This window comes from Arthrobacter vasquezii, assembly GCF_029455255.1.
GTDB classification, from domain to species: Bacteria; Actinomycetota; Actinomycetes; order Actinomycetales; family Micrococcaceae; genus Arthrobacter_D; species Arthrobacter_D parietis.
The window spans coordinates 1-21288 of the sequence record NZ_JAROKN010000025.1 but is presented as its reverse complement, the minus strand read 5'-3'; the positions used below and the strand labels follow the sequence as shown (position 1 = coordinate 21288).

Below are 21288 nucleotides of genomic sequence, written 5' to 3'. Positions count from 1 at the left end.
GAACGTGATGAACACCATCCGCGTGCTGCTCGCCGATGACCAGGGGCTGGTCCGTGCCGGCTTCGCTACCATCCTGTCCATCGAGGAGGACATCGAGGTGGTCGGCCAGGTGACCAACGGGCAGGAGGCGGTGGACTTCGCCGCAGCCAACGACGTCGACATCATCCTCATGGACGTGCAGATGCCGGTACTGGACGGAATCAGGGCCACTGAGCAGATCACGGCAGCGGGCCGGGGGAAGGTCATCATCCTGACCACCTTTGAACGCGATGACTACCTATTCGACGCGATCCGCGCCGGTGCAAGCGGCTTCCTCCTGAAGAATGCCGATCCGGATGACCTTGTCGCGGCGGTTCAGGCAGTCGCCGGCGGGTACGCGCTGCTGGCGCCTGAGGTCACCCTCCGCGTGATCGAGCGCTTTGCCCACCATCTGGAATCCGAAGCACCGGCACCGGTGGCGAAGCAGCCAAGCGCCGGGCAGCTCCGACAGCAGAGCCTGCTTGCCTTACTGACCCAGCGCGAGAAGGAAGTCCTCGAGTGCATGGCCGCGGGCCTGAGCAATGCCGAGCTGGCACGGAAGCTCTTCCTCGCCGAGGCCACCGTGAAATCCCATGTGTCCTCCCTGCTGGCCAAGATCCAGGTCCGGGACCGGGTACAGGCCGTGGTCTTCGCCTATGAGAGCGGGCTCATCCGTCCGGGGGACTGACGGTTCCGCCTTACGGCTCATCCGCCCTGCATCCTGTTTGCCTACTGTTGATGACAGAAGGCTCAATCGGGAGGAAACCAATGCTGCAGGTGCAGAACCTGACCCGGCGCTTCGGTGAGAACACCGCCGTCGACGACGTCAGTTTCACAGTCCCTTCGGGGAAGATGACCGGGTTCGTGGGTGCCAATGGCGCCGGAAAAACCACCACCATGCGCATGATCATGGGTGTGCTCACCGCGCATGCCGGAGCAGTCCTGATGGACGATCGCCCGGTCACGGCGGCTGACCGCGCCACTTTCGGATACATGCCGGAAGAGCGCGGCCTCTACCCGAAACAGCCCATCCTCGACCAGCTCGTCTACCTGGGCCAGCTGCACCGGATGAGCCAGGCGGATGCACGGTCCCGCGCGCAGGACCTGCTCGAGCGGTTCCAGCTCGGCGACCGCGGGAAGGACAAGCTGGAGTCCCTCTCACTCGGCAATCAACAGCGCGTCCAGATCGCGGCGTCGCTCCTGCACAGGCCATCGGTCCTCATCCTCGATGAACCGTTCTCCGGGCTCGATCCCGTTGCCGTGGACTCCATGGTGGACCTGCTTCGCGAGCACACCGCGCAGGGTGTCCCGGTCCTTTTCTCGAGTCACCAGCTCGACCTGGTGGACCGCCTCTGCGACAACCTTGTGGTGTTGCAAAAGGGGCGGCTGGTCGCTGCCGGCACCGGGGATGACCTGCGCGCCACGGCTCCCCGCCGGCACAGGCTGACGGTCTCGCCCGACGCCGGGTGGGTCCGGGAGGAAGCCGGAGTGACGGTCATCGACGTCGCGGGCCGGGATGCCGTCGTCGAGCTGGAGAACGACGACGACGCGCAGCGGCTGCTTGTCGCCGCCATGGCACGCGGAAGCGTGCATGAATTCAGCAGGATCAGGCCGAGCCTGAGCGAAATCTACCGGGGGGTATCCCAGTGAGCACCGAAACAACTGAGCGGCGCGTGCAGCCGGGGGCGCCGTCGTCGTCCTCGTCGGATCGCAACGCCCAGCCGGCCTGGCTGATTGTCACCCTGCGTGAGGTGATGGTGAAGGCAAAGGACCGCGGATTCGCGATCTCCACCATCGTGACGCTGGTACTGATTGTTGCCGGCGTCGTGTTCAACGCCTACATGTCCAGCCGCGGTGAGGACTTTACGGTGGCTGTGACCTCGGAGGCTGAACAGTCGGTGACCGCGCTCGCGGACGAGGACGGCCGGGCCGACGACGGCAACACGACGTTCACGGCGATCGTCGTTGAGTCGGAGGAAGCAGCACTCGATGAAGTCCGGTCAGAGGAAGCCGACGCTGCGCTCATTCGGGACGATGACGGTGCGTGGACGCTGACGGGCAGGAACGAGATTCCCAGGAGTCTGAGTGCCGGGATCAGCGCGTCGCTGGAGGCCTACATGCTGGAAGCGAATGCAGCTGCGGCCGGAACGTCAGCAGAGGAGTTACTGGCAGGTTCCGAGCTGGAGGAATCGTTGCTCGACGGGAACGCGGAGGATCAGGCCGTGGCAGACGTGGCCGGTTTTGCCTTCAGCTTCCTCTTCTACATGGCGTCCATCATCTTCGGAATGGCCATCGCCAATTCGGTTGTGGAGGAGAAGCAGAACCGGGTCGTCGAGATCCTCGCGACTGCGATACCCGTGCGGCAGCTGTTGTACGGCAAGGTCCTGGGAAATACCATCCTGGCCATGGTGCAGCTCGCGCTGTACGGCGGGGCGGCACTGTTGGCCCTGAACCTGACTGATACGGCGGACCTCGTGGGGAGCATCATTCCGGCGTCGGGATGGTTCATGGTGTTCTTCCTCTTCGGTTTCCTGATCCTCGCCTCGATGTGGGCGGTACTCGGTTCGCTGGCCAGCCGGCCGGAGGACCTGACCAGCAGCTCGACGCCGGTGATGGCGCTGATCTTCGCCGCGCTGGGCGCGGGGTTGTTCGCTTCGGGGCAACTGTTGGTGGTGGCGTCCTACGTGCCGGTGGTGTCATCGGTGGCCATGCCGATCCGCATGCTGAACTCCGAGGTCGCGCTGTGGGAGCCGATCCTGTCCCTGGGGATCGCGCTCGCGGCCGCGGCAGCTCTGCTGCACCTCGGGGAGAAGATTTACCGCCGGGCAGTCATGCAGGGCGGCGGCGCGCTGTCACTACGCAAGGCCATGAAGCTGGAGCAGTAGGGGTCTGGTTGCAGTTTCCGCTTTCCGCCCGGGCCGTTCGCGGGGGACAATTCCCTGTGGAACTACGTTGTCATCGCAGGACGCCCACGCACTCGAAAGAAGGAAACGGTCATGGCTGGATTTGGATCGCTCGGCAAAATCGCAATGGGACTTGCGCGTAATCCCAAGGTCAGGGAAGCCCTCAACAGCCCTCAGGCGAGGCAGATGGGCAGCAAGGTTGTGGATCGGGTAGCCGAGGCCGCAGACAAAGCCACCAAGGGGAAGCACCAGGACAAGATCCAGAACGCCCGCGGTCAGGCCCAGAAGCATTTGGGCGGACCGGGGGACGAACGCCAGGGCCCGCGCCCCTAAGCATTGAGCGAGGCAGCGGATTTCATTGATGCCGCGCTCCAGCGGGAAGCCTCGTGGGAGCGGGCAGAAGCGCTGAACTCGCTGGAAGACGGCTTCTTTTACTACGGCGCTTCGGTCGGCGCTATCCGGGGCGCCGTTCGTGATGCCCGCCGCAAGTTCCGGGATCTGACACACGATGAGGTGGCCTTTCTCAGCTCCGAGCTCTGGGGCAACTCGCCGGTGTTCGAGCGGCGGCTCGCTGCAGTGGTCCTTCTGCAGTCGAGCGTTCTCATGCTCCGGAACACTGACCTGACGAGGATTGAAGGTTTTCTGCGGGAGTCGCGGACGGAATCTCTGGCCGCTCCGCTGGCGGCCGACGTCGTCCGGCCACTGGTTGCACGCCTCACGGGACAGGAGCGCATGAAGGCGTTGGCCGTCGTCGGCCGTTGGGCACAGGACCAGGAACCTATGCTGCGCCGGGCCGCAGAAGTGGTCCGGCAATCCCTTCCCGCCTGAATGAAACATTGCGTCATAAAGAGAAGTATCAGGTAGGGGTATTCGCGTTAGGCTCCATCAATGACGCATACCCAGCGATCGATCCCCGTGCTCGATCTCAGCACAGCCCGCCGCCCCGACGGCTCTTTCGACCAGGACTTCATCGAGCAGCTGCGCGAAGCCGCCCATGCCGTGGGGTTCTTCCAGATCATCAACTACGGCGCCGCTCCATCCCAGGTGGATGACCTGTTCAGCGGGATGAAGCAGTTCTTTGATCTACCGGTGGAGGAGCGGCTCGCACTCGATAACCGCAACTCCCCGCACTTCCGGGGCTATGCCCGGCTCGGAACCGAGGTGACGCGCGGGCGCGCGGACTCCCGCGAGCAGATCGACTTTTCCCCCGAGCGCGAGCCGGTTCCCGACTACCCGGAGGACCAGCCGTACTGGCTGCTTCAGGGGCCCAACCAGTGGCCGGGAGAGAGCCTGCCGGAGCTCGAGAGCCAGGCGATGGGCTGGGCTGACCTGATGTCCGAGGTCGGTGCGGAGCTGTTGTCGGCGATCGCCGTTGCCTTGGGCCAGCCGGAGGAGCACTTTGCGGACCTCTTCGAGTCCACTCCGGCCTGGATGGCCAAGCTCGTGCACTATGTCGGCGGGCTGGAGGGTGCCGGCAGCCAGGGCGTCGGGCTCCATGCCGACTACGGCTTTGTGACGCTGCTCCTGCAGGACGAGGTGGGCGGACTTGAGGTGCTTCCGCCCGGTACGGACACCCCGATTCCGGTCGAGCCCATTCCGGGGGCGCTGGTGGTGAATCTCGGCGAGATGCTGGAAGTGGCCACCGGAGGCTACCTCGCAGCGACAATTCACCAGGTGCAGGCGCCGCCGCCCGGAGTGGACCGCTACTCCGTCCCGTTCTTCTGGTCGCCGCGCCTTGACGCGGTGGTCCAGCCCGTTTCGCTTCCGCCCGAGTTGCAGGCTGCAGCCCGCGGGATCTCCGATGATCCAGACAACCCCATGCTGTCCTCCTACGGCATGAACGTGCTCAAGGGGCGGGTGCGTGCCCACCCCGACGTCGCCGAACTGCACCATCCGGAGCTGGGAAAGGTTCTCTCCAAGCGCTGATCAGAGAAAGCGTCACGTCAGCCGGCGGCGCTTGGGGAGCGGGATGCGGTCGAGGTCGTTGGCCGCGATAACCAACGTGCTGTTGGCATTTGCACCGACGACGGCGGCACTTGCCTGATCTTTCAGCACTCCGACATCCGGGTAGCGGGACGAGAAGTGCGTGAGCACCAGCGTGCGTGCGTGTGCGTTCCCAGCCAGCGCGCCTGCCTGCCCCGCGGTGAGGTGCAGGTACTCGGCGGCGAGGCCGGCGTCGTCGTCGCTGAAAGTGGACTCTGCAACCAGAAGGTCCGCGTTCTCGGCGAGTGCCTCGGCTCCCTCACACTCAGCGGTGTCCATGACAAAAGCGAAGGTTTGCCCCGGCCTAGGCACGCTGACGTCCTCAAGCGAAGTGTCGCGGATCCGCCCCTCACGCTGCAGGCGGCCGACGTCCGGACCCGTGATTCCTGCCGCGATCAGGCGTTCCGGCACCAGGCTCCGCGACGCCGGTTCGCTGAGCCGGTAGCCGTAGGCCTCAATTCGGTGCCGCAAGGGTTGCACCTCAAGCCCGTCGGCGACGGCACCGGCGGATCCGTGTGGGCTGAGCCGGAGGTCGAGACCCGGCGTCGCGAGGGAGACGAGGGCGCGGACTGCTTCCTCGCCGGACGCGGGGTAGTGCAGATGCACCGGGTGGGTGACGCCGTCGAGCACCATGCGCGAGAGTACGCCCGGCAGGCCGAAGCAGTGGTCGCCGTGCAGGTGGGTCAGGCAGATGCGGGTGACGCTGGACGCGCTGACTCCGGCATAGGTCATCTGGCGCTGGGTGCCCTCGCCCGGATCGAAGAGCAGCCCCTCGCCGTCCCAGCGCAGGAGGTACCCGTTGTGGTTGCGGGTCCGGGTGGGAACCTGGGAGGCGGTGCCGAGGATCACGAGTTCGCGCATGGAGTCGAGTCTGTCAGCTCACACTTCGGGTTCGTAGCCGATGAGCCAGTGGAGCCCGTGACGGTCAATGACCTGTCCGTCGGAGGCGCCCCACGGTTTTGGTGCGAGGGGATCGACCACGGTGCCGCCGTCGGCCAGTTTGTTGAACCAGGTATGGAGAACAGCCGGTTCAGCGGTTCCCAGCAAAGAGAGCATCATGCCCTCGAACCGGACGCTCTTGTCCCCGGCTCCAGCATCCGAACCGGCCAAAGCAACTACGCCGTTGAGCTCTCCGTGGGCAATGGCATCAGGAGTGCCCTCGCTCCTGCTGAACTCCTCATGCGTATACAGGGCGAGCTCTCCGCCGAAGACGCCGGCGTAGAAGCTCAGGGCTTCACGCGCAGTACCGGGGAAGCTGACATAGATCTGGGGAGCTGTCATGGGCTCAGCCTACAAGTGCCTGCGCGCCGGATGGCCGGTTCGTCCCACTCATCCCCACCGGCCCGCGACGAGCGGTAACGTTGATGCACCACGGCGGCGGAAATCGCAGGAGGAAATCATGGACAGCGAAGTGGACGACCACCAGAACCCCGTTCAGGACGGTCTTCAAAACGCGCATAGCCCCATCTCGCGGGATCCCGAGCGTACCGATGATGAGCGGGCGGAGGATCGGGCAGCAGATACGGCCGAGGATGAAGCCGAGCGTGAGGCGGAGGGCACTGCTGAGGGCGTCAATGAAGCACCCGGTCCTGCCGAGGATGAGGATACCGAAGGGGACGACGACCGGAAACTGACGACGGACACCAGCCCCAGCGACTAGCGCTGCCCGGAGATCTGATCCTCAGGCACGTCGAACGCGCGCCAGCCGCCTTTGCGGAAAACCGGGGTTCCCAGGAGCAGTACGACGACGGTGAGCGCCACTGTGCCGAGCATGACAATCGCCATGGATCTGGCGTCGCCGCCGAGCAGCCCCACAAGCGGGCTCACGATTCCTGCGACCCCGGACTGCAGCGCGCCGATGACTGCGGCCGCCGTTCCGGCCATGTGCCCGTAGGAGTTGAGCGCAAGGACCGATGCGTTGGCCGGAATCATGCCCTGGGTGCCAAGGACCAGCCACAGCGCTGCGCACAGCCCGATGACACCGCCGAAGCCGGTCGCCGCCACGGCGACAAGGATCAGTGCGAAGACGAGTTGCGCAACGGACGCGGTGCGCAGCAGCCTGGCCGGCGCAACCTTGCGGACCAGCGACGCGTTCAGCTGGGCGGACAGCACCAGGGCAACGCCGTTAAGCGCGAACACCAGTGCAAACTGGCCCTGGCTGAGGCCGTATTGGTCCTGAAATACAAAGGGGGAACCGACCACGTAGCTCATGATCACACCCAGCCCCAGTCCGGGAATCACAGCGAGGGACATGAAGCGGACGTTCCTCAGCAGCTGCCAGTAGCCACCGGCCACCCGGGCGGGCCGTGCGGGCCGGCGCCGTTCAACCGGAAGCGTTTCGGGCATGAACCGCCAGACGATCACCACGAGGGCTGCGCCGATGAGCGCAAGCGCGTAAAACACCGCGCGCCATTCCCAGACGCCGGCGATGGCTTGCCCGATGGTGGGAGCGAAGAGCGGTGCAACGCCGATCACGAGCATGAGGCGGGAGAGGAGCCGTGCCGCATCAGACCCGACAAACCGGTCACGAATGACCGCGATGGCGACGACGGCGGCGGCAGCGTTGAAGAAGCCCTGCAGCACCCGCAGCACAATCAGCGTGCCGATGTCCGGAGCGATCGAGCAGAGCAGCGAGATGACCACGTGCAGCGTGATCCCGACAAGGAGTGGGAGCCGCCGACCGAAGCGGTCGGACAATGGGCCGATCACCAGTTGCCCGACACCGCCGCCCAGCAGCATGCCGGACAGCGTGAACTGCACGGCCGCCTGGCTCGCCTGTAGGTCCTCCGCTACCGCGGGAAGCGAGGGTAGATACATGTCGGTGGTGACCGCGGGCAGCGCGGCCAAGGCGCCCAGCATCAGGATGTACTTGATCCCGGGTACATAGCGGGGAGTTTGGGCCTGGCGCGCAGGCAGTTCAGTCACCCGATCAACTGTAAACCGATTATGAGCCGCGCGGCGGGGGAGTTGAAACGTTACGCGGCCACCGCCTGCCTCCCCGCTAGGGTTGGAGGGTGAGTTCACGGGGGACTGTCCTGGAGGCCGAGCGCCTCGTTGTCGGCTACGCCGGTGCGCCGGTCTGCGGTGAGATGTCGGTGGCAGTCGGCGCCGGGGAGATACTCGGCGTCGTCGGATTCAATGGGGCGGGGAAGTCGACGGCGGCACGCACGCTTGCCGGCCGGCAGCTCCCGATTTCGGGGGAAGTGAAAGTCCACGGATTGCTGGCAAATCCCGACGCCGTTGCCTTCCGCCGGGAGGTGTCCGCCGTCTTCGACGAGGACCTGTTCTTCCCGTCCCTTACCGTCCGCGAACACCTGCTGCTGGTTGCACGCGGGCATTCCCTCCCCGATCCTGAGGAGCAGGTGGAGGAGGAGTTGAGCTTCTTCGGCCTGCAGGAGCGGGCGGACGTCGTGCCTGAATCGCTCTCATCGGGCCAGCGCCGCCGCACCCTGCTCGCTGCCGGTTTGATGCGGCCGGCCTCGCTGCTCATCCTCGACGAGCCGGAACAGCGGCTGGACCCGGTGATGCGCGAAGCGCTTGGCCGGCGCATCCGGTCATTGGCGGACGGCGGGGCAACGGTAGTGCTCGTCACGCATGATCCGCAGCTCCTGCTGGACACGGCAACCTCCTGCCTGGTCATCGATGACGAGGTGACCCTCGCAACGTCGGAGGTGGCAGCGGCCATCATCGCGGGCGCCTGATGAGCACGGTGACGGAGACCGGCACGGCCGGTCGGGCCGGGGAAATCGTCAGGTTCACTCGGCGGTCCGCTCGCCGCTACAACCGGTCCCGGACCTCCCTGCCTGACCTGTTCGTCGACGTTTATGTCAGCGTTCTTGCTCTCGGGTGTGCGGTTGCCCTTGCGGTGTCCTTCGTGCTCGCGCTGCGTGGTGAATTCGCTCAACGCTCAACCACGGACCATGGACTCATCGCCGACCCGGTACTCGTCCTCCCCAGCCAGGCGCTGGAGGTTCTGCTGACCTTCGCGGCGCTTGCCGGCGTCGTCGTTCTTGGCCGGAGGCTGGGACCGCTCGCGGTGGGCGGTCCGGAGAGCACGTGGTGGCTTTCGCTGCCCGTGGACCGGCGGCCGATGGTGTGGGATCCGTTCCTGCGGAGGACCGTGCTTGCCGGTGTTGGTGCGGCTCTGGCCTACGCCCCGGTCAGCGTCCTGGGTGCTCTGGATCGGACTGCTCTGAGCCATGCCTATGCTGCCGCAACGTTCGGAGCTCTCGTGGTGGCCGTGGTAGGCATTGCCGCATTACTCCAGGGGAGGCCCCAATCCGTTGGGTTGAAGGTGGCGGCGGGAGGCCTTGTGGTTGCCGGTGCGCTGGCCACGGTGCTGCTGCCGTCAGCGTGGTCGTTCGGTGTAGGACTGGTGATTGCCAGCGCACTGTTGGTGCTCGTTTCATCGCGCGCGGGGTTTGTCCCCGGCGGCGAGCTCACCCGTGCCGGAGCCGTGTCTGGGCACATAGGATCATCGCTGTATTTCATGGATTCGAATGAGTTGTTCCGTGCCGTCCGAGCTGAGTCACGTACCGCGTACCGCCGCGGTGCCCGGTTTTTTGCCCGGCCCACGCGGGCGCCGCTCGCAGCACTGCTGCGCGCCGACGTCGTTGCCTTCCTGCGCCTGCACCCTACGCCGACGACGGCGGTGCTCTGGCTGGTTGCGTGTGTTGCGGTGATGCTTGTGGACGGCGGAATGCCGGTCTTTGTGCAGCTGGGCGCTGTCGTTCTCGCTGGATGCGCAGCCGCGTCGGGTCTTGGGACGGTAGCGCGGAGAGCGGCACTGGTGCCGGAGCTCGATGGGCTGGTGCCGGTGAACCCGGCACTGGTTCGGGCCAGCCGGGCTGTCATGCCAGCCGCCACCATGGTGCTGTGGATGGCACTGCTCGGCGGGGTGCTGGTGGTCCTCGGAGCGGCTGGACCGATGTTGATCGTGGTGTCGGCACTCGCCGGAATCGGGATGGGTGCGGGTACCGTTCGTGGTGCCAGCCGCCCTGCGACGGACTGGTCAGCGCCACCGGTCGAGACGCCGTTCGGCCCCGTCCCTCGCGCGCAACTGGCAGCCTTGCTGCGCGGTGTGGACGTGACGGTTCTGAGCCTGATGCCGGTGGTCCTCACGCTGTACCTCGGCGTGGTTGCGCTGCCGGTGCTTGTTGTTCAGGCGGTGATCAGCGGCGTGGTGTTCCTGGTGGTTGCGATGACCAACCCGCACAGTGATGGCTAATGATTCGCGCGTTCCCGCTGAAGCCATCCAGTTGTGGCATCATTGTGGCATGGCTCGAACACGGTTGAGCACCACGGTCGACTTCGATCTGCTGAGCGATGCGCGGCAGGCAGTTCCTGGTGTAACTGATTCCGTGCTGATTGATGCCGCTCTTCACGCCTTGCTGGTGCGTCATCGGTCAGCTGAGATCGATGGGAAATATCGTGCTTACGACGACCATCCACTGAGTGAGCCGGACGAATGGGGCGATCTGGCTTCCTTCCGCCAGTCGGCCGCCCGCTCATGAACCCTTCGCCAGCGCGGGCAGAGGTGTGGTGGTGCGAATTGCCGAAGATTGGCCGGCGTCCAGTCGTGGTGCTATCGCGAGATACTGCTATCCCACGTCTCGGGCGAGCTCTCGTTGCGCCCTGCACGACCACAATCCGGGCGCTCCCAAGTGAAGTTGTTCTTGAGCCCGGTGAAGATCCGGTGCCCCGGCGTTGCGCTGCCAACCTTGACTCAGTCGAAAGCGTCTCGGTGGCGGTGCTGGTTGAGCGGATGGGGCGCTTAGCCGATTCACGCATGCGCGACATCTGCGCCGCGCTCGCCATTGCAGTCGACTGCACCTGAACTATCTCAGGAGGATGGCAACTTGGCGTTTCCGGAATTCATCGACTGCCCTCAGGGCATTCCACCCGTTCCGACCTGCCCCTGGACGCCGGCTCCCGGAAATTGGTGCGGGTTCTGCGGGCGGTCGTCGTTGAACGGCTTGTCACTCGATTCTTCCCCGTAGGTGCGGGCGCGGCTGAGGTCTCGTTTGCGTGCTTTCATACCGAGGAAGAACATTGCGATTCCCTCCAGCAGCAGAAAGGCGCCGACAGCTGCAAGGAACCAGTCCAGTCCGCCCGCTGTGCCCTCAAGGATGGTGCTAAGCGGGGCCAGGAATAGGAAAAAGCCGGCAAGCAGCGATGTGCCGCCGGTGAGTAGAAGTTTGGTGTAGGTCATGACGTTCCCCCTTGAATGGTCGTATTCCATTCAAACAGCCGCAAGGGAGATGGAAAACCCCGTCAAACCGGATCAGCCGCCGCTGCGAATTGCGACATGTAGAGCCGGTAGTACGCTCCCTGTGCTTCAAGTAGGTCCGAATGGCTGCCCTGCTCCACGATCCGGCCGTCCTCCATCACGAGGATTATGTCCGCATCGCGGATGGTGGACAGGCGGTGGGCGATGACGAAGCTCGTACGGTCTGTCCGCAGCGCAGCCATGGCATGCTGTACCAGTAGCTCCGTCCGGGTATCAACCGAGCTGGTGGCTTCATCAAGGATCAGCAGCGACGGACTGGCGAGGAATGCCCGCGCGATGGTGATCAGCTGTTTCTCACCCGCACTGACGTTGTTGCCTTCCTCGTCAATGACGGTGTCATAGCCGTCCGGCAGCGCGCGCACGAAGCGGTCCACGAAGGTGGCTTTTGCCGCGTGCATCACCTGTTCGTGGGTGGCATCCAAATGGCCGTAGCGGATGTTCTCGTAGATCGACCCGCCAAAGAGCCAGGCATCCTGCAGCACCATGCCCACCCGGGAGCGCAGCTCCGCGCGGCTGATCCGGGTGATGTCCACGCCGTCCAGGGTGATGCGCCCGGAATTGAGTTCGTAGAAGCGCATCACGAGATTCACCAGAGTGGTCTTGCCGGCGCCGGTCGGACCCACGATCGCCACTGTCTCACCCGGTTTGGCCGCAAAGGAGAGGTCTTCGATCAGCGGACGATCCGGCGTGTAGCTGAAGCTCACCTGCTCGAATTCAACGTGGCCCGTTGTCCGGGCCGGCAACGAGGCTATGGCCGTATCAGGGTCCTGCTCCTCGGCGTCGAGCAGCTCGAACACCCGTTCAGCCGAAGCAACTCCTGATTGCAGCATGTTCGCCATGCCCGCCATCTGGCTCAGCGGCTGGTTGAACTCCCGCGAGTACTGGATGAACGCCGTCGCCTCGCCGAGGGTCATCGAACCGGAGGCGACGCGCAGTCCACCTACCACTGCGATTCCCACGTAGGACAGGTAGGAGATGAACTGCATGACGGGCATGATCATCCCGGAAACAAATTGCGCACCGAAGGACGCCTTGTAAAGATCCTCGTTCTTCTGGTCGAACTGCTCGAGCGATTCCTTCTCCCGGCCAAAAACCCGAACCAGGTCATGACCGCTGAAGGACTCCTCGATGTGCCCGTTCAACTGGCCTGTGTTCTTCCATTGCTCCGCGAAAAGCTTCTGGCTGCGGACGCCGATCAGCCCCGCTCCCAGCGCCGATAACGGCAGCGCAACCAGCGCTATGAGCGCGAGCTGCCACGAGACCACAAACATCATCACAGTGATGCCGATCAGGCTCAGCGCCGACATGATGAGCTGAGCGAAAGCCTGCTGCAGCGCCTGCTGGACGTTGTCGACGTCGTTGGTTACGCGGGAAAGCAGGTCCCCGCGCTGCCGGGTGTCGAAGTAGTTCAGCGGGAGCCGGTTCAGCTTGGCCTCCACATCCCGGCGCAGGTTGTAGACCACCCGCATGACGACCTTGTTCAGCAGGTATCCCTGCAGCCACATGAAGACCGAAGACACCAGGTACATGCCGAGCACAAGCAGAATGAGCCGGCCGAGCAGGGTGAAGTCGATGCCCGCGCCGGGGGTCAGCTCCATACCGGAGAGCATGTCAGCGAACTGATCCTGGCCTTCTGCCCGCAGCCCTTCAATAACCTGTTGCTGATTGGCGCCGTCGGGAAGGTTGCTGCTGATAACGCCGCTGAAGATGACATCCATGGCGCTGCCGAGCACCCGCGGTGCAATGACATTGAGTACGACGGCGATGACCACCATCGCGAGCACCACCACGATGGCGGTTCTTTCCGGTGCCAGCAGGCTGAAGAGCCGCTTGGCGGACGGCCAGAAATGCTTGGCCTTCTTTGCCGGGGTGCCGCCGAACATGTCACCGTCAGCTTCGGACGGCCGGAACTCCTCGTCGAGCACCTGTGCTTCGGCGTCCGCCGCGGCGCCGGGTGTGGGGGCAACAACCGGGTCGATGGTCCGGTCTTCATCGGGACGGTAATCTTTGTCCGTGCTCATGCCACCTCCTCGGCCGTCGTCTGCGATTCAACGATCTCCTGGTAAGTAGGCGAGGTCTCCAGCAGCTCCTCATGCGTACCGCGGGCGACGATCTCGCCGTTCTCCATCACGAGGATCTGGTCGGCGTCCGTGATGGTGGTGACGCGTTGGGCCACGATTATTACCGTGGCGTCCCTGGTTTTCGATTTCAGCGCGGCCCTCAGGCGGGAATCGGTGGTGACGTCGAGCGCGGAGAACGAGTCGTCGAAAAGATACACCTTCGGTTCGGCTACCAGCGCCCGCGCGATGCAGAGCCGCTGACGCTGCCCGCCCGAGACGTTGGTGCCACCCTGCGAGACCGGAGCCTCCAGGCCGCGGTCTTTCGCGCGGACGAAATCGGCTGCCTGGGCGACTGTGAGCGCGTCCCAGAGGTCGTCGTCGTGCGCGTTGGGGTTCCCAAACCGCAGGTTGTGCGCAATGGTGCCCGAAAAGAGATAAGGACGTTGGGGCACCAGCGCCACCCGGTCCGTGATGTCCGGGCGGGCCATGTCGGTGACCGGCACGCCGTCCAGCAGAACCTGGCCGCTGCCGACGTCGAAAAGGCGGGGGAGCATGGAAATCAGCGTGCTCTTTCCGGCGCCGGTGCTCCCCACAATGGCAGTGGTCTGCCCAGGCCGGGCAGTGAAGCTGATGTTCTTGAGGACGGGCTCCTCAGCACCCGGGTACGCGAAGGTGACGCCGCGGAATTCGACCACGCCGGCCTTGGAAGCGGGTTGCAGCGGGCGGTCCGTTTCGTGGATGGAAGGTTCGATGTCCAGGACTTCGCCGATGCGTTCGGCACAGACGGACGCCCGGGGGATCATCATGGCCATGAACGTGCCCATCATGACTGCCACGAGGATCTGGAGCAGGTACTGCAGGAACGCTGTGAGCGCGCCCACTTCCATTTCTCCGGCGGCGACCCTGATGCCGCCGAACCACAGCACCGCCGCAGTGGCGAGGTGGAGGATCATTCCGATGGCCGGGAACATGAGGACAAAAAGGGAGCCGACGGCGAGCGAGACGTCCGTGAGTTCCCGGTTTGCCCGGCCGAACCGCTGCGCCTCGTACGGCTCACGGACAAACGCGCGGACCACACGGATGCCGGTGATCTGCTCACGCAGCACACCGTTGATGTTGTCGATCTTGACCTGCATGGTGCGGAACAGCGGCATCAGACGCCAGACCAGGAAACCGACGACGACGAACAGCGCCGGCACGGACACCCACACCAGCCACGAGAGCGCCGGTTCTTCACGCAGCGCCATGAAGATGCCGCCGATGCACATGATCGGCGCCGCAACCATGAAGTTCAGGCCCATCAGGACGAGCATCTGCACCTGCTGCACGTCATTGGTTCCGCGCGTGATGAGGCTGGGGGCCCCGAAGTGGCTGACTTCCTGCGCCGAGTATCCGGACACTCGGTGAAACACGCTCTTGCGGAGGTCGCGGCCCAGGGCCATGGCTGCTTTGGAGCCGAAAAAGACTGCCGCGATTGCTGCGGCCACCTGGATGAGGCTGACCCAGAGCATCACCATGCCGATGTTCCAGATGTACTCGGTGTCGCCCTCGGCTACACCTTCATCGATGATCTGCGCGTTCAGGCTGGGCAGGAAGAGGGCGGCGATGGTCGAGGCCAACTGCAGCACAACGACAGCCGTAACCAGTGGTGCGTAGGGCCGCAGGTATGAGCGGACCAGGGTGATCAGCATGAAGCCGGTTCCTCGAATAGTGGGCTGATGTGGCGGGAGGCCCGTTGTGTTGAGGTGGGATCAGCGCGTCGAACCAAAAGAACCGCACTTCAGATTAGTCCTGAGCCTGCGTCCGGGCATCAACCGAAAGGAGGATCCTGTGCCGGTCAGCGGGTTGGCGTGTGCTCGCTCAGCGCGGTTGGCCTCCCTTCAGCGACACCGGATCCACGAGTGTTCCGGCTTCCTCGCGCATCCACCACAGCCCAGTCGTGCGCTTTTCCTCCCGCGTGGTGAATCGGTAGCGGAAGATGCGCGCTCTCACGTAGCGGGGCGGCTCGCCGCCGAACGGATCGTGTCTCAGAAGCTTGAGGATTTTCGGGTCCGCTTGCAGGAGCTTCACCAGCAGCGGTGTGAACCAGCCGCCGTCGGATCCGAGAGCCAGGAACCACATGAGCCAGTCGAGGCGCAGGTGGTACGGCGCGTACTGGCGCGGCATGCGGCCGGGATCGCCCGGTTTGCCCCGAAACCCATACTCCTCCCAGTGGGAGGAGGCAGCGCCGTCGTGCTCTACATTGTCCTTCGTTCCTTCGATGATCACCTCGTAACGCACCTTGGTGACGCTGCCGAACGCACCGTACGCGTTCACGAGGTGGAAGCGGTTGAAACTGGCGTTCATCAGCTGCCGCTTCGCGAAGAGGTTCCGCAGCGGCTGCCAACTCAGGTAGGCGATGAAGATGGCCATGAGAACGACGACCGCGGCGAACCAGATCGGCGTCGTTTCGTACGTCGGTGCGATGGTGAAGCCCACAGCTTCGTAGAAGGAGTCCGGCACCGCGCCGAAGGTGAGGACGATGGTGATCCAGTTGAGCCAGGCGAAGTTGCCGGAGATCACCAGCCAGCCCTGAGTCACGATGATGATGACGGCCGCGACCCCCGCGACCGGCTGCGGCGCGAAGAGGAAGAACGGCACTACCAGTTGGGTGAAATGGTTGCCGGCGACTTCCATGCGGTGCAGCGGCTTGGGAAGGAGGTGGAAGAAGCGGCTGGCAGGATTCGGCATCGGTTGGGTCTCGTGGTGATAGTAGAGAGCGGTGAGGTCTCGCCAGGACCGGTCGCCGCGCATCTTGATCATGCCCGCACCGAACTCGAGCCGAAACACGAGCCAGCGAATCGCCAGCAGGACCAGCAGCGGCGGAGCTACCTCGTTGGAACCGAGAAAGGCAACGAGGAATCCGGCCTCGAGGAGCAAGCTCTCCCAACCGAAGCCGTAGAACACCTGACCGATGTTGACGATCGACAGGTACAAACCCCAGAGGACCAGAAACGCGAGCAGGGGGAGCCACGGCGGGCCGGTTTGGGGAATTCCGATCACGATCAGCGCCGCAATTCCAGCGCCGACCCAGCAGACCGTAAGCAACATCCGGTCCGAGTAACGCCATCGGAACAGCGTGGGGCCGGCGCGTTTCCCCGCCCGCTCAATGAAGCGGGGAGCAGGCAGCAGCCCGTTTTCCCCGAGCAAAGCTGGGAACTGGTTGATGGCGGAGATGAACGCGAGGAGGTAGATGGCGGCCACCCCGCGCTGGAGGATCTGCCGCCCCACTTCGTACCCCTCGGCGTCGAGCACGCCGCTCAACCACTCCATGCGTCAACGAAACTCCTGCCGGGCGGGAGCGTCAAGGGCCGCAGATTCCTGGACCACTACCTGCGCGGTTTTCTCAGCGGCACGCTCAGCGATAGCGCTTGCGCCATGCGATAGCATTCAACCGCTATCCGATGGCCGAATTGCTATCGGGAACCAGCTCGACCGTCGATGAAACGGCCGTGGCCGATTTTTGGGGGACTTCATGAAGGCATCACTGGTAACTTCCTGCACGCTCGCAGCAGCGCTGCTGTTGACCGGCTGCAGCGGCGGCTTCGATGACGAGCCGGAGGCCGGCCGAGCGAGCGCGAGCGCCCCGGCTTCGGCTCAAACCTCTGACAGTGCGACGCCGGCACCCACCAATGCAGCGACGACGGCGCCTGCCTCCTCGGTGACAGCTGCGGCACCCGTAGATGTTGAGGCTCCAAATAAGGCAGAACTTGAGGCGAGGGTGACTGCTCTGACCGATGAGCTTGGCGATCCGTTTCAGCTCGTCTCTGCAGAGCAGGCCGCTGCGGGACTTGAAATCGTGCAGTCCGCGATGGAGGGCGCAGACATTCAGCCGGCCGAGTGCACGGACCACGCGACCGGCAATGCTGCGGCCTCTGCGGACCTGGCAGCTGGAGCGGTCAGCGGTGTCGGAGCTGCTGACTCATCGGGCGGCTACCTGGCGGTCGTCGTGATGGACGGCTCAACGGAGGACGCAGTTCAGCAGGGGTTCAACGTCAGCCGCGAGGCGCTCGAGAAGTGTGCTGAAGTGACCGCGACCATCCAGGGCAACACCATTACCTCCATCACGGAGGAGGTGCCGCTGGACCTGATCGGCGAAGAATCCTTCGCGCTTCGGGTGACCCAGGAGCTGGGCGGGCAGCCGGTCTTCCACAACCTCTCAGTTACAGCGCGCGGTAACGGAGTGATCGCAAACGTACAGGCGATGAGCCAAGGCGAGCTCGACGGCGTCACTCAGGACCAGCTCGCTGACCTTGCGTCTAAGTTGCTTGAGCCGGCGGGATCCTAGGTGCGGTCACGTTGCGATAGTGATGTGGGCACCGGATAGGGGTTGCGGCAGCCGGTAGGTGTTAACCGCTACCCGGTGGCCAGGGTGCTAACGGGAGTGAGCGTTCGTAGCCTCAGCTGCCCGCGGAGCGATGGTGATCGAGGTGACTTCCTTCAGTTGAGGGGCGGCATGGTTTCCACCGCTGACGACGCCGGTGTCCCACCGCAGCTTCAACCCCTCCTCCGTCACTTCCAGGCTTGCGAGGTTGTTGTCGAACCAGGGTTTCTTCAACGTTGACCAGTGGAACGGCGGCTGCGGAACAAATCGCGCCAGCACGCCGCCGAGCGGACCTGCCACCCGTGTGGACATAAGCGCTGCGACCCAGCGCAGTGCCGGCCGCAGCGGATTCCGGATCGGAGAGCAGACCGCCTGCAGGACGCGGGACTGCATGGGTTGGTCCACCTCCTCGATGTAGGAAAAGTGAACGTCACCGGACAGGAACGTCACTGTTTCCGGAGCCGCGCCGCGCTGGCCTGTGGCTACCTCCGTGGCCATGGTTGCGACGGCGCGAAAGCTCTCGGGAAACGCTGCCCAATGCTCCAGATCGATCGCCTGGCGGACCCACTCACCGACGGCCGCGAGACGTTCACCCCAGCGGCCGTCAGCGAGCACGGCGTTCCAGTCCTCGATGTGATGAAGCCCCCGCGGAAGCAGGAACGGAAGTGACGTGGCGACGAGCAGATGCCGCCGGTCGCCCTGAATCCGCTCGTCGAGCCACTGCAATTCCTTCCGGTCCAGCATGGAGCGCTGACCGGGTTGCAGGACGCGGGCAGCCCGTGAATCCAGGACAATGAGCCGGGTATCGCCGAAGTCCCTGCAGAAGCTCCAGCGGTAGCGTTCCGGATTCCGGTCCGCCTCTTCGACGACCGCCTCGACGATGGAGCTGAGTTCAAGCTCGCCGGGTCCTTGGTGAGACTTGATAGCTTGCCAGATTTCATCGGCCGCGCGTTCTGACGGAGAAAGGTTCCCGAGGTGCTGGTATACCCAGTAGGACGCCAGACCGGAGACAATGCGGTCCCGCCACCAGGGGATTGTTGCAACCTTCCTCTTCCACAGCAGGGACGAGTTCCAGTCATCCCGGATGTCGTGATCATCGAAGATCATGGCGCTGGGAAGAGTGGACAGCAGCCAGCGGATTGCAGGGCCGGACCATGCGAACCGGTAGATCTGCGTGTATTCCTCGTAGTTGCGCAGCTCAGCGTCCAGTTTGGTGTCAATGCCGCGATCGTCTTGGATCAATTGCAGCATCTCGTCGCTTGGGATGTCCGCGTACACCTGGTCGCCGAGGAACGCGATGAGGTCCGGCCGCACTGCCTCATCCCGGGCGACGAGGTTCAGAGCGAAGGCCAGCAGAGAATCGACGCCGTGTGTCTTGTGCGCTGCGAGGTCGTTCACTTCGCTGGTTCGGCAGGAGCCGTATGCGAGCCGGAAGGGTCGCTCCGGGTCAAGAGTTCGAATGATCGGCGTAGGGAAGGGCGACCCTTCCTCCGGCCAGACCTGCTGGCCGTCAATGGCCACTGTGTACGGCGAGCTGGATCCCGGCTCAAGCCCCTCCACCTCAACCAGCGCATAGTGGTGCCCGTGCACAGAAAAAGTACCCGCTTCCCATTCACGGCCGGCAGTGCTGACCCGAACCCGTGCAGTGTCACGCGTTTCCACCCACACACTTGCCGTCGTTTCGTCGACATACCGAAGCATGGGGCCGAGTACCAGCGAGCTGTCCATACCTCAGTTCTACCCGTGCACTGCGTGCCGGCGCCATCGCTGCGCTGCCGCCCTCAGCCGACGTAGTCCTCCCAAAGGCGATCGACGTCGTCGTTTTCGGTGGCCGCACCCCGCAGCAAAAGCTTCCCCGTCGATTCGAGGTGGCGGCGCATTGCGAGGGCTGCGGCGTCCGCGTCGCCGCTTTCGACCGCGGTGAGGATTGGCAGGTGCTCGGCGTAAACGTCCTCGAGGGAGCGGGAGGTGCGGATGGTGGACATGCCGATCAGCCGCGTCGCGTCCCGCAGGTTCTCGATAATGCGGATGGTGTGGCTGTTGCTCGCTAGGTTGAGCAGGAGCGCGTGGAGGCGCTGGTCGTGCAGGAGGAAGGCCCCTTCGTCGCCATTCCGGACTGCCTGCTGCATGGCTTCGCGTTCCCTTTCGAGGGCGGCGCGGTCTCTTGCTCCGGCGCGCCGGGCGGCCTGGGCAGCCGCAGGGACCTCAAGGGCCACGCGCACCGCCATGATCTCCGCCAGTTCGCGGGCGCCCGGGAGGACAACCCGGAAGCCGCGGTTCTTCTCGATCGCCACCATTCCGGTCTCGGCCAGCCGGAGCAGCGCCTCACGGACGGGGCTGCGGGACACGCTCAGCTTGTCTGCCAACTGGTACACCGAGTACAGCTCGCCGGGCACAAAAGTGCCGTTCCGGATGCCGTCCCGCACCGCTTCGATGGTGCGTTCAGTGAGCGACGGTGGTCGCGGCGTCTGTGCAGGAGGCATGAGCCAAGCGTAGCCGCGGAAAGAGAGCGGGATGAGGAGTAACATGTTACCCATGGCGACGACGCTCACAGCTCCCCGGTCCCTTGTCTCCGAACTGCATTCCCGTGGCGTTGGGGACGCGCGGGCCGACGCAACCTCGCGTGCCGTCTACTCAAGCGATGCCTCGCTCTACCGGATCCAACCTGCCGCCGTCGTCTTTCCGCGCCACCTCGACGAGGTGCTCACCACGCTCGAGGTCTGCCGGGAACGTGGCATCCCATTCACATCGCGCGGCGCCGGGACCTCCTTGGCGGGCAACGCAATCGGCCGCGGAGTGGTGATCGATTTCAGCCGCCACCTCAACCGCGTCCTGGAGTTCGACGCCGAAAGCCGGACCGCCGTCGTCGAACCCGGCGCTGTCCATGCCACGCTGCAAAAGGTGGCCCTTGCCAGCGGGCTGCGCTTCGGACCAGATCCGTCAACGCACACGCGGTGCACAGTGGGCGGAATGATCGGCAACAACGCGTGCGGATCGCGCGCCCTCGCCTACGGCCGGACGGCCGACAACGTGACGCACCTCGACGTGATGACCGGCTCCGGCGCGCGGCTGAGACTGGGACCGGGGGAGACGCCGTCGTCTGCTGAAACAGACGCACTGCGCTCTCTAGTGAGCGCTAATCTCGGGACAATCCGCACTGAACTGGGCAGGTTTGGCCGGCAGGTGTCCGGGTACTCACTCGAGCACCTGCTGCCGGAGCGTGGGTTCGACCTGCGGCGGATGCTGGTGGGTAGCGAGGGGACGCTCGCCGTCGTGCTGGAAGCCGGCGTTCGGCTGGTGACGGATGCACCGCATAAAACCATGGTGGTACTCGGATTCGAGAACATCGGCGAGGCCGGTGACGCCGTGACCTCGGTCCTGCCATTCAAACCCACGGCGTGCGAGGGGCTGGATTCCCGCATCGTCGAGGTTGTGCGCTCGCGGAAGGGACCGCAGGCCGTGCCTGAACTGCCCGGCGGAGCGGCGTGGCTGTTCGTCGAGATTTCTGGTGATGACGCAGCCGAGGTTGCAGACCGGGCTGCTGCGGTGAGCCTGGTTGCCACTGCCCGCCACTCCCGCATCATCACCAGTCCTGCACAGGCGGCCGCGCTGTGGCGGATCCGGGAGGACGGCGGCGGGCTGGCCGGACGTTCGAATCCGAGAACCACCATG

At 64.7% G+C, this 21288-nt stretch carries 22 protein-coding genes; 13 read left to right on the top strand and 9 right to left on the bottom strand.

The genetic code is table 11. From position 1 onward, the window contains the following. Window positions 1–7: 7 nt before the first annotated feature. The 6 genes from P4U43_RS10385 (at window position 8) to P4U43_RS10360 (ending at window position 4847) form a co-directional block, all read left to right on the top strand. On the top strand, window positions 8–706 hold the full coding sequence (locus P4U43_RS10385; RefSeq protein WP_277358675.1) for a response regulator: 699 nt from the start codon (window positions 8–10) through the stop codon (window positions 704–706). An 80-nt stretch (window positions 707–786) separates the two neighbouring features. Further along, complete coding sequence (locus P4U43_RS10380; RefSeq protein WP_277358674.1) at window positions 787–1668, top strand: ABC transporter ATP-binding protein; 882 nt, start codon at window positions 787–789, stop codon at window positions 1666–1668. After that, complete coding sequence (locus P4U43_RS10375; RefSeq protein ID WP_277358673.1) at window positions 1665–2903, top strand: ABC transporter permease; 1239 nt, start codon at window positions 1665–1667, stop codon at window positions 2901–2903. The genes P4U43_RS10380 and P4U43_RS10375 overlap by 4 nt, the downstream gene beginning before the upstream one ends. A 111-nt stretch (window positions 2904–3014) precedes the next feature. Next, complete coding sequence (locus P4U43_RS10370) at window positions 3015–3254, top strand: antitoxin (RefSeq protein WP_277358672.1); 240 nt, start codon at window positions 3015–3017, stop codon at window positions 3252–3254. A gap of 3 nt (window positions 3255–3257) precedes the next feature. Beyond that, window positions 3258–3749: a DNA alkylation repair protein gene (locus tag P4U43_RS10365; RefSeq protein ID WP_277358671.1), complete on the top strand. Its 492-nt coding sequence runs from the start codon at window positions 3258–3260 to the stop codon at window positions 3747–3749. A 60-nt stretch (window positions 3750–3809) separates the two neighbouring features. Next, window positions 3810–4847 (top strand): isopenicillin N synthase family dioxygenase, encoded by a 1038-nt coding sequence (locus P4U43_RS10360; RefSeq protein ID WP_277358670.1) that lies wholly within the window; start codon window positions 3810–3812, stop codon window positions 4845–4847. Between the two features lie 12 nt (window positions 4848–4859). On the opposite strand, the gene P4U43_RS10355 is transcribed toward P4U43_RS10360, so the two are convergent. Both P4U43_RS10355 and P4U43_RS10350 read right to left on the bottom strand, forming a co-directional pair. After that, complete coding sequence (locus P4U43_RS10355; RefSeq protein WP_277358669.1) at window positions 4860–5765, bottom strand: ribonuclease Z; 906 nt, start codon at window positions 5763–5765, stop codon at window positions 4860–4862. An 18-nt stretch (window positions 5766–5783) separates the two neighbouring features. Continuing rightward, complete coding sequence (locus P4U43_RS10350) at window positions 5784–6185, bottom strand: VOC family protein (RefSeq protein WP_277358668.1); 402 nt, start codon at window positions 6183–6185, stop codon at window positions 5784–5786. A 118-nt stretch (window positions 6186–6303) separates the two neighbouring features. On the opposite strand from P4U43_RS10350, the gene P4U43_RS10345 reads away from it, so the two are divergent. After that, complete coding sequence (locus tag P4U43_RS10345) at window positions 6304–6564, top strand: hypothetical protein (RefSeq protein ID WP_277358667.1); 261 nt, start codon at window positions 6304–6306, stop codon at window positions 6562–6564. On the opposite strand, the gene P4U43_RS10340 is transcribed toward P4U43_RS10345, so the two are convergent. Beyond that, window positions 6561–7829 carry a multidrug effflux MFS transporter gene (locus P4U43_RS10340; protein ID WP_318533022.1) on the bottom strand — a complete coding sequence of 423 codons (1269 nt, stop codon included), beginning with the start codon at window positions 7827–7829 and terminating at the stop codon, window positions 6561–6563. The two genes, P4U43_RS10345 and P4U43_RS10340, sit on opposite strands and share 4 nt — an antisense overlap. A gap of 89 nt (window positions 7830–7918) precedes the next feature. Here P4U43_RS10340 and P4U43_RS10335 point away from each other — a divergent pair, with 89 nt between their 5' ends. Genes P4U43_RS10335 through P4U43_RS10320 form a run of 4 tightly spaced genes read left to right on the top strand, consistent with a single transcriptional unit; the run spans window position 7919 to window position 10740 of the window. Continuing rightward, entirely contained in the window at window positions 7919–8605 is a 687-nt protein-coding gene (locus P4U43_RS10335; RefSeq protein WP_277358666.1) for an ABC transporter ATP-binding protein, read from the top strand. Then, window positions 8605–10131 carry a DUF6297 family protein gene (locus P4U43_RS10330; protein WP_277358665.1) on the top strand — a complete coding sequence of 509 codons (1527 nt, stop codon included), beginning with the start codon at window positions 8605–8607 and terminating at the stop codon, window positions 10129–10131. The genes P4U43_RS10335 and P4U43_RS10330 overlap by 1 nt, the downstream gene beginning before the upstream one ends. Before the next feature lie 49 nt (window positions 10132–10180). Then, window positions 10181–10417, top strand: coding sequence for an antitoxin MazE5 (locus tag P4U43_RS10325; RefSeq protein ID WP_277358664.1), 237 nt, complete (start codon window positions 10181–10183; stop codon window positions 10415–10417). Further along, window positions 10372–10740, top strand: coding sequence for a type II toxin-antitoxin system PemK/MazF family toxin (locus P4U43_RS10320; protein WP_318533021.1), 369 nt, complete (start codon window positions 10372–10374; stop codon window positions 10738–10740). The genes P4U43_RS10325 and P4U43_RS10320 overlap by 46 nt, the downstream gene beginning before the upstream one ends. 51 nt (window positions 10741–10791) lie before the next feature. On the opposite strand, the gene P4U43_RS10315 is transcribed toward P4U43_RS10320, so the two are convergent. The 4 genes from P4U43_RS10315 to P4U43_RS10300 form a co-directional block, all read right to left on the bottom strand. Continuing rightward, window positions 10792–11115, bottom strand: a complete 324-nt coding sequence (locus P4U43_RS10315) for a hypothetical protein (protein ID WP_277358662.1) — start codon at window positions 11113–11115, stop codon at window positions 10792–10794. A gap of 62 nt (window positions 11116–11177) precedes the next feature. Then, a complete protein-coding gene (locus P4U43_RS10310; RefSeq protein WP_404800723.1) occupies window positions 11178–13214 on the bottom strand; it encodes an ABC transporter ATP-binding protein in 2037 nt (678 codons plus the stop codon). After that, complete coding sequence (locus P4U43_RS10305; RefSeq protein WP_277358661.1) at window positions 13211–14944, bottom strand: ABC transporter ATP-binding protein; 1734 nt, start codon at window positions 14942–14944, stop codon at window positions 13211–13213. Before P4U43_RS10305 ends, P4U43_RS10310 begins: the two co-directional genes overlap by 4 nt. A gap of 169 nt (window positions 14945–15113) precedes the next feature. Continuing rightward, complete coding sequence (locus P4U43_RS10300; RefSeq protein WP_277358660.1) at window positions 15114–16565, bottom strand: lipase maturation factor family protein; 1452 nt, start codon at window positions 16563–16565, stop codon at window positions 15114–15116. Between the two features lie 202 nt (window positions 16566–16767). Between P4U43_RS10300 and P4U43_RS10295 the strand changes: the two genes are divergently transcribed. After that, entirely contained in the window at window positions 16768–17580 is an 813-nt protein-coding gene (locus P4U43_RS10295; protein ID WP_277358659.1) for a hypothetical protein, read from the top strand. An 87-nt stretch (window positions 17581–17667) separates the two neighbouring features. Here P4U43_RS10295 and P4U43_RS10290 read toward each other — a convergent pair whose 3' ends face one another. Continuing rightward, a complete protein-coding gene (locus P4U43_RS10290; RefSeq protein ID WP_277358658.1) occupies window positions 17668–19344 on the bottom strand; it encodes an alkaline phosphatase D family protein in 1677 nt (558 codons plus the stop codon). A 53-nt stretch (window positions 19345–19397) separates the two neighbouring features. Further along, on the bottom strand, window positions 19398–20153 hold the full coding sequence (locus tag P4U43_RS10285) for a GntR family transcriptional regulator (protein WP_277358657.1): 756 nt from the start codon (window positions 20151–20153) through the stop codon (window positions 19398–19400). Here P4U43_RS10285 and P4U43_RS10280 point away from each other — a divergent pair. After that, window positions 20152–21288: FAD-binding oxidoreductase (locus tag P4U43_RS10280; RefSeq protein ID WP_277358656.1), on the top strand; the 1137-nt coding region annotated here is incomplete at its 3' end. The two genes, P4U43_RS10285 and P4U43_RS10280, sit on opposite strands and share 2 nt — an antisense overlap.

What these genes read in the sequence shown, in the direction of transcription:
- P4U43_RS10325 (WP_277358664.1), top strand. Translation starts at nt 10,181, where the DNA reads ATGGCTCGAACACGGTTGAGCACCACGGTCGACTTCGATCTGCTGAGC.
- P4U43_RS10345 (WP_277358667.1), top strand. Translation starts at nt 6,304, where the DNA reads ATGGACAGCGAAGTGGACGACCACCAGAACCCCGTTCAGGACGGTCTT.
- P4U43_RS10385 (WP_277358675.1), top strand. Translation starts at nt 8, where the DNA reads ATGAACACCATCCGCGTGCTGCTCGCCGATGACCAGGGGCTGGTCCGT.
- P4U43_RS10285 (WP_277358657.1), bottom strand. Translation starts at nt 20,153, where the DNA reads ATGGGTAACATGTTACTCCTCATCCCGCTCTCTTTCCGCGGCTACGCT.
- P4U43_RS10355 (WP_277358669.1), bottom strand. Translation starts at nt 5,765, where the DNA reads ATGCGCGAACTCGTGATCCTCGGCACCGCCTCCCAGGTTCCCACCCGG.
- P4U43_RS10300 (WP_277358660.1), bottom strand. Translation starts at nt 16,565, where the DNA reads ATGGAGTGGTTGAGCGGCGTGCTCGACGCCGAGGGGTACGAAGTGGGG.
- P4U43_RS10330 (WP_277358665.1), top strand. Translation starts at nt 8,605, where the DNA reads ATGAGCACGGTGACGGAGACCGGCACGGCCGGTCGGGCCGGGGAAATC.
- P4U43_RS10380 (WP_277358674.1), top strand. Translation starts at nt 787, where the DNA reads ATGCTGCAGGTGCAGAACCTGACCCGGCGCTTCGGTGAGAACACCGCC.
- P4U43_RS10370 (WP_277358672.1), top strand. Translation starts at nt 3,015, where the DNA reads ATGGCTGGATTTGGATCGCTCGGCAAAATCGCAATGGGACTTGCGCGT.
- P4U43_RS10360 (WP_277358670.1), top strand. Translation starts at nt 3,810, where the DNA reads ATGACGCATACCCAGCGATCGATCCCCGTGCTCGATCTCAGCACAGCC.
- P4U43_RS10350 (WP_277358668.1), bottom strand. Translation starts at nt 6,185, where the DNA reads ATGACAGCTCCCCAGATCTATGTCAGCTTCCCCGGTACTGCGCGTGAA.
- P4U43_RS10290 (WP_277358658.1), bottom strand. Translation starts at nt 19,344, where the DNA reads ATGGACAGCTCGCTGGTACTCGGCCCCATGCTTCGGTATGTCGACGAA.
- P4U43_RS10295 (WP_277358659.1), top strand. Translation starts at nt 16,768, where the DNA reads ATGAAGGCATCACTGGTAACTTCCTGCACGCTCGCAGCAGCGCTGCTG.
- P4U43_RS10320 (WP_318533021.1), top strand. Translation starts at nt 10,372, where the DNA reads ATGGGGCGATCTGGCTTCCTTCCGCCAGTCGGCCGCCCGCTCATGAAC.
- P4U43_RS10305 (WP_277358661.1), bottom strand. Translation starts at nt 14,944, where the DNA reads ATGCTGATCACCCTGGTCCGCTCATACCTGCGGCCCTACGCACCACTG.
- P4U43_RS10310 (WP_404800723.1), bottom strand. Translation starts at nt 13,214, where the DNA reads ATGAGCACGGACAAAGATTACCGTCCCGATGAAGACCGGACCATCGAC.
- P4U43_RS10315 (WP_277358662.1), bottom strand. Translation starts at nt 11,115, where the DNA reads ATGACCTACACCAAACTTCTACTCACCGGCGGCACATCGCTGCTTGCC.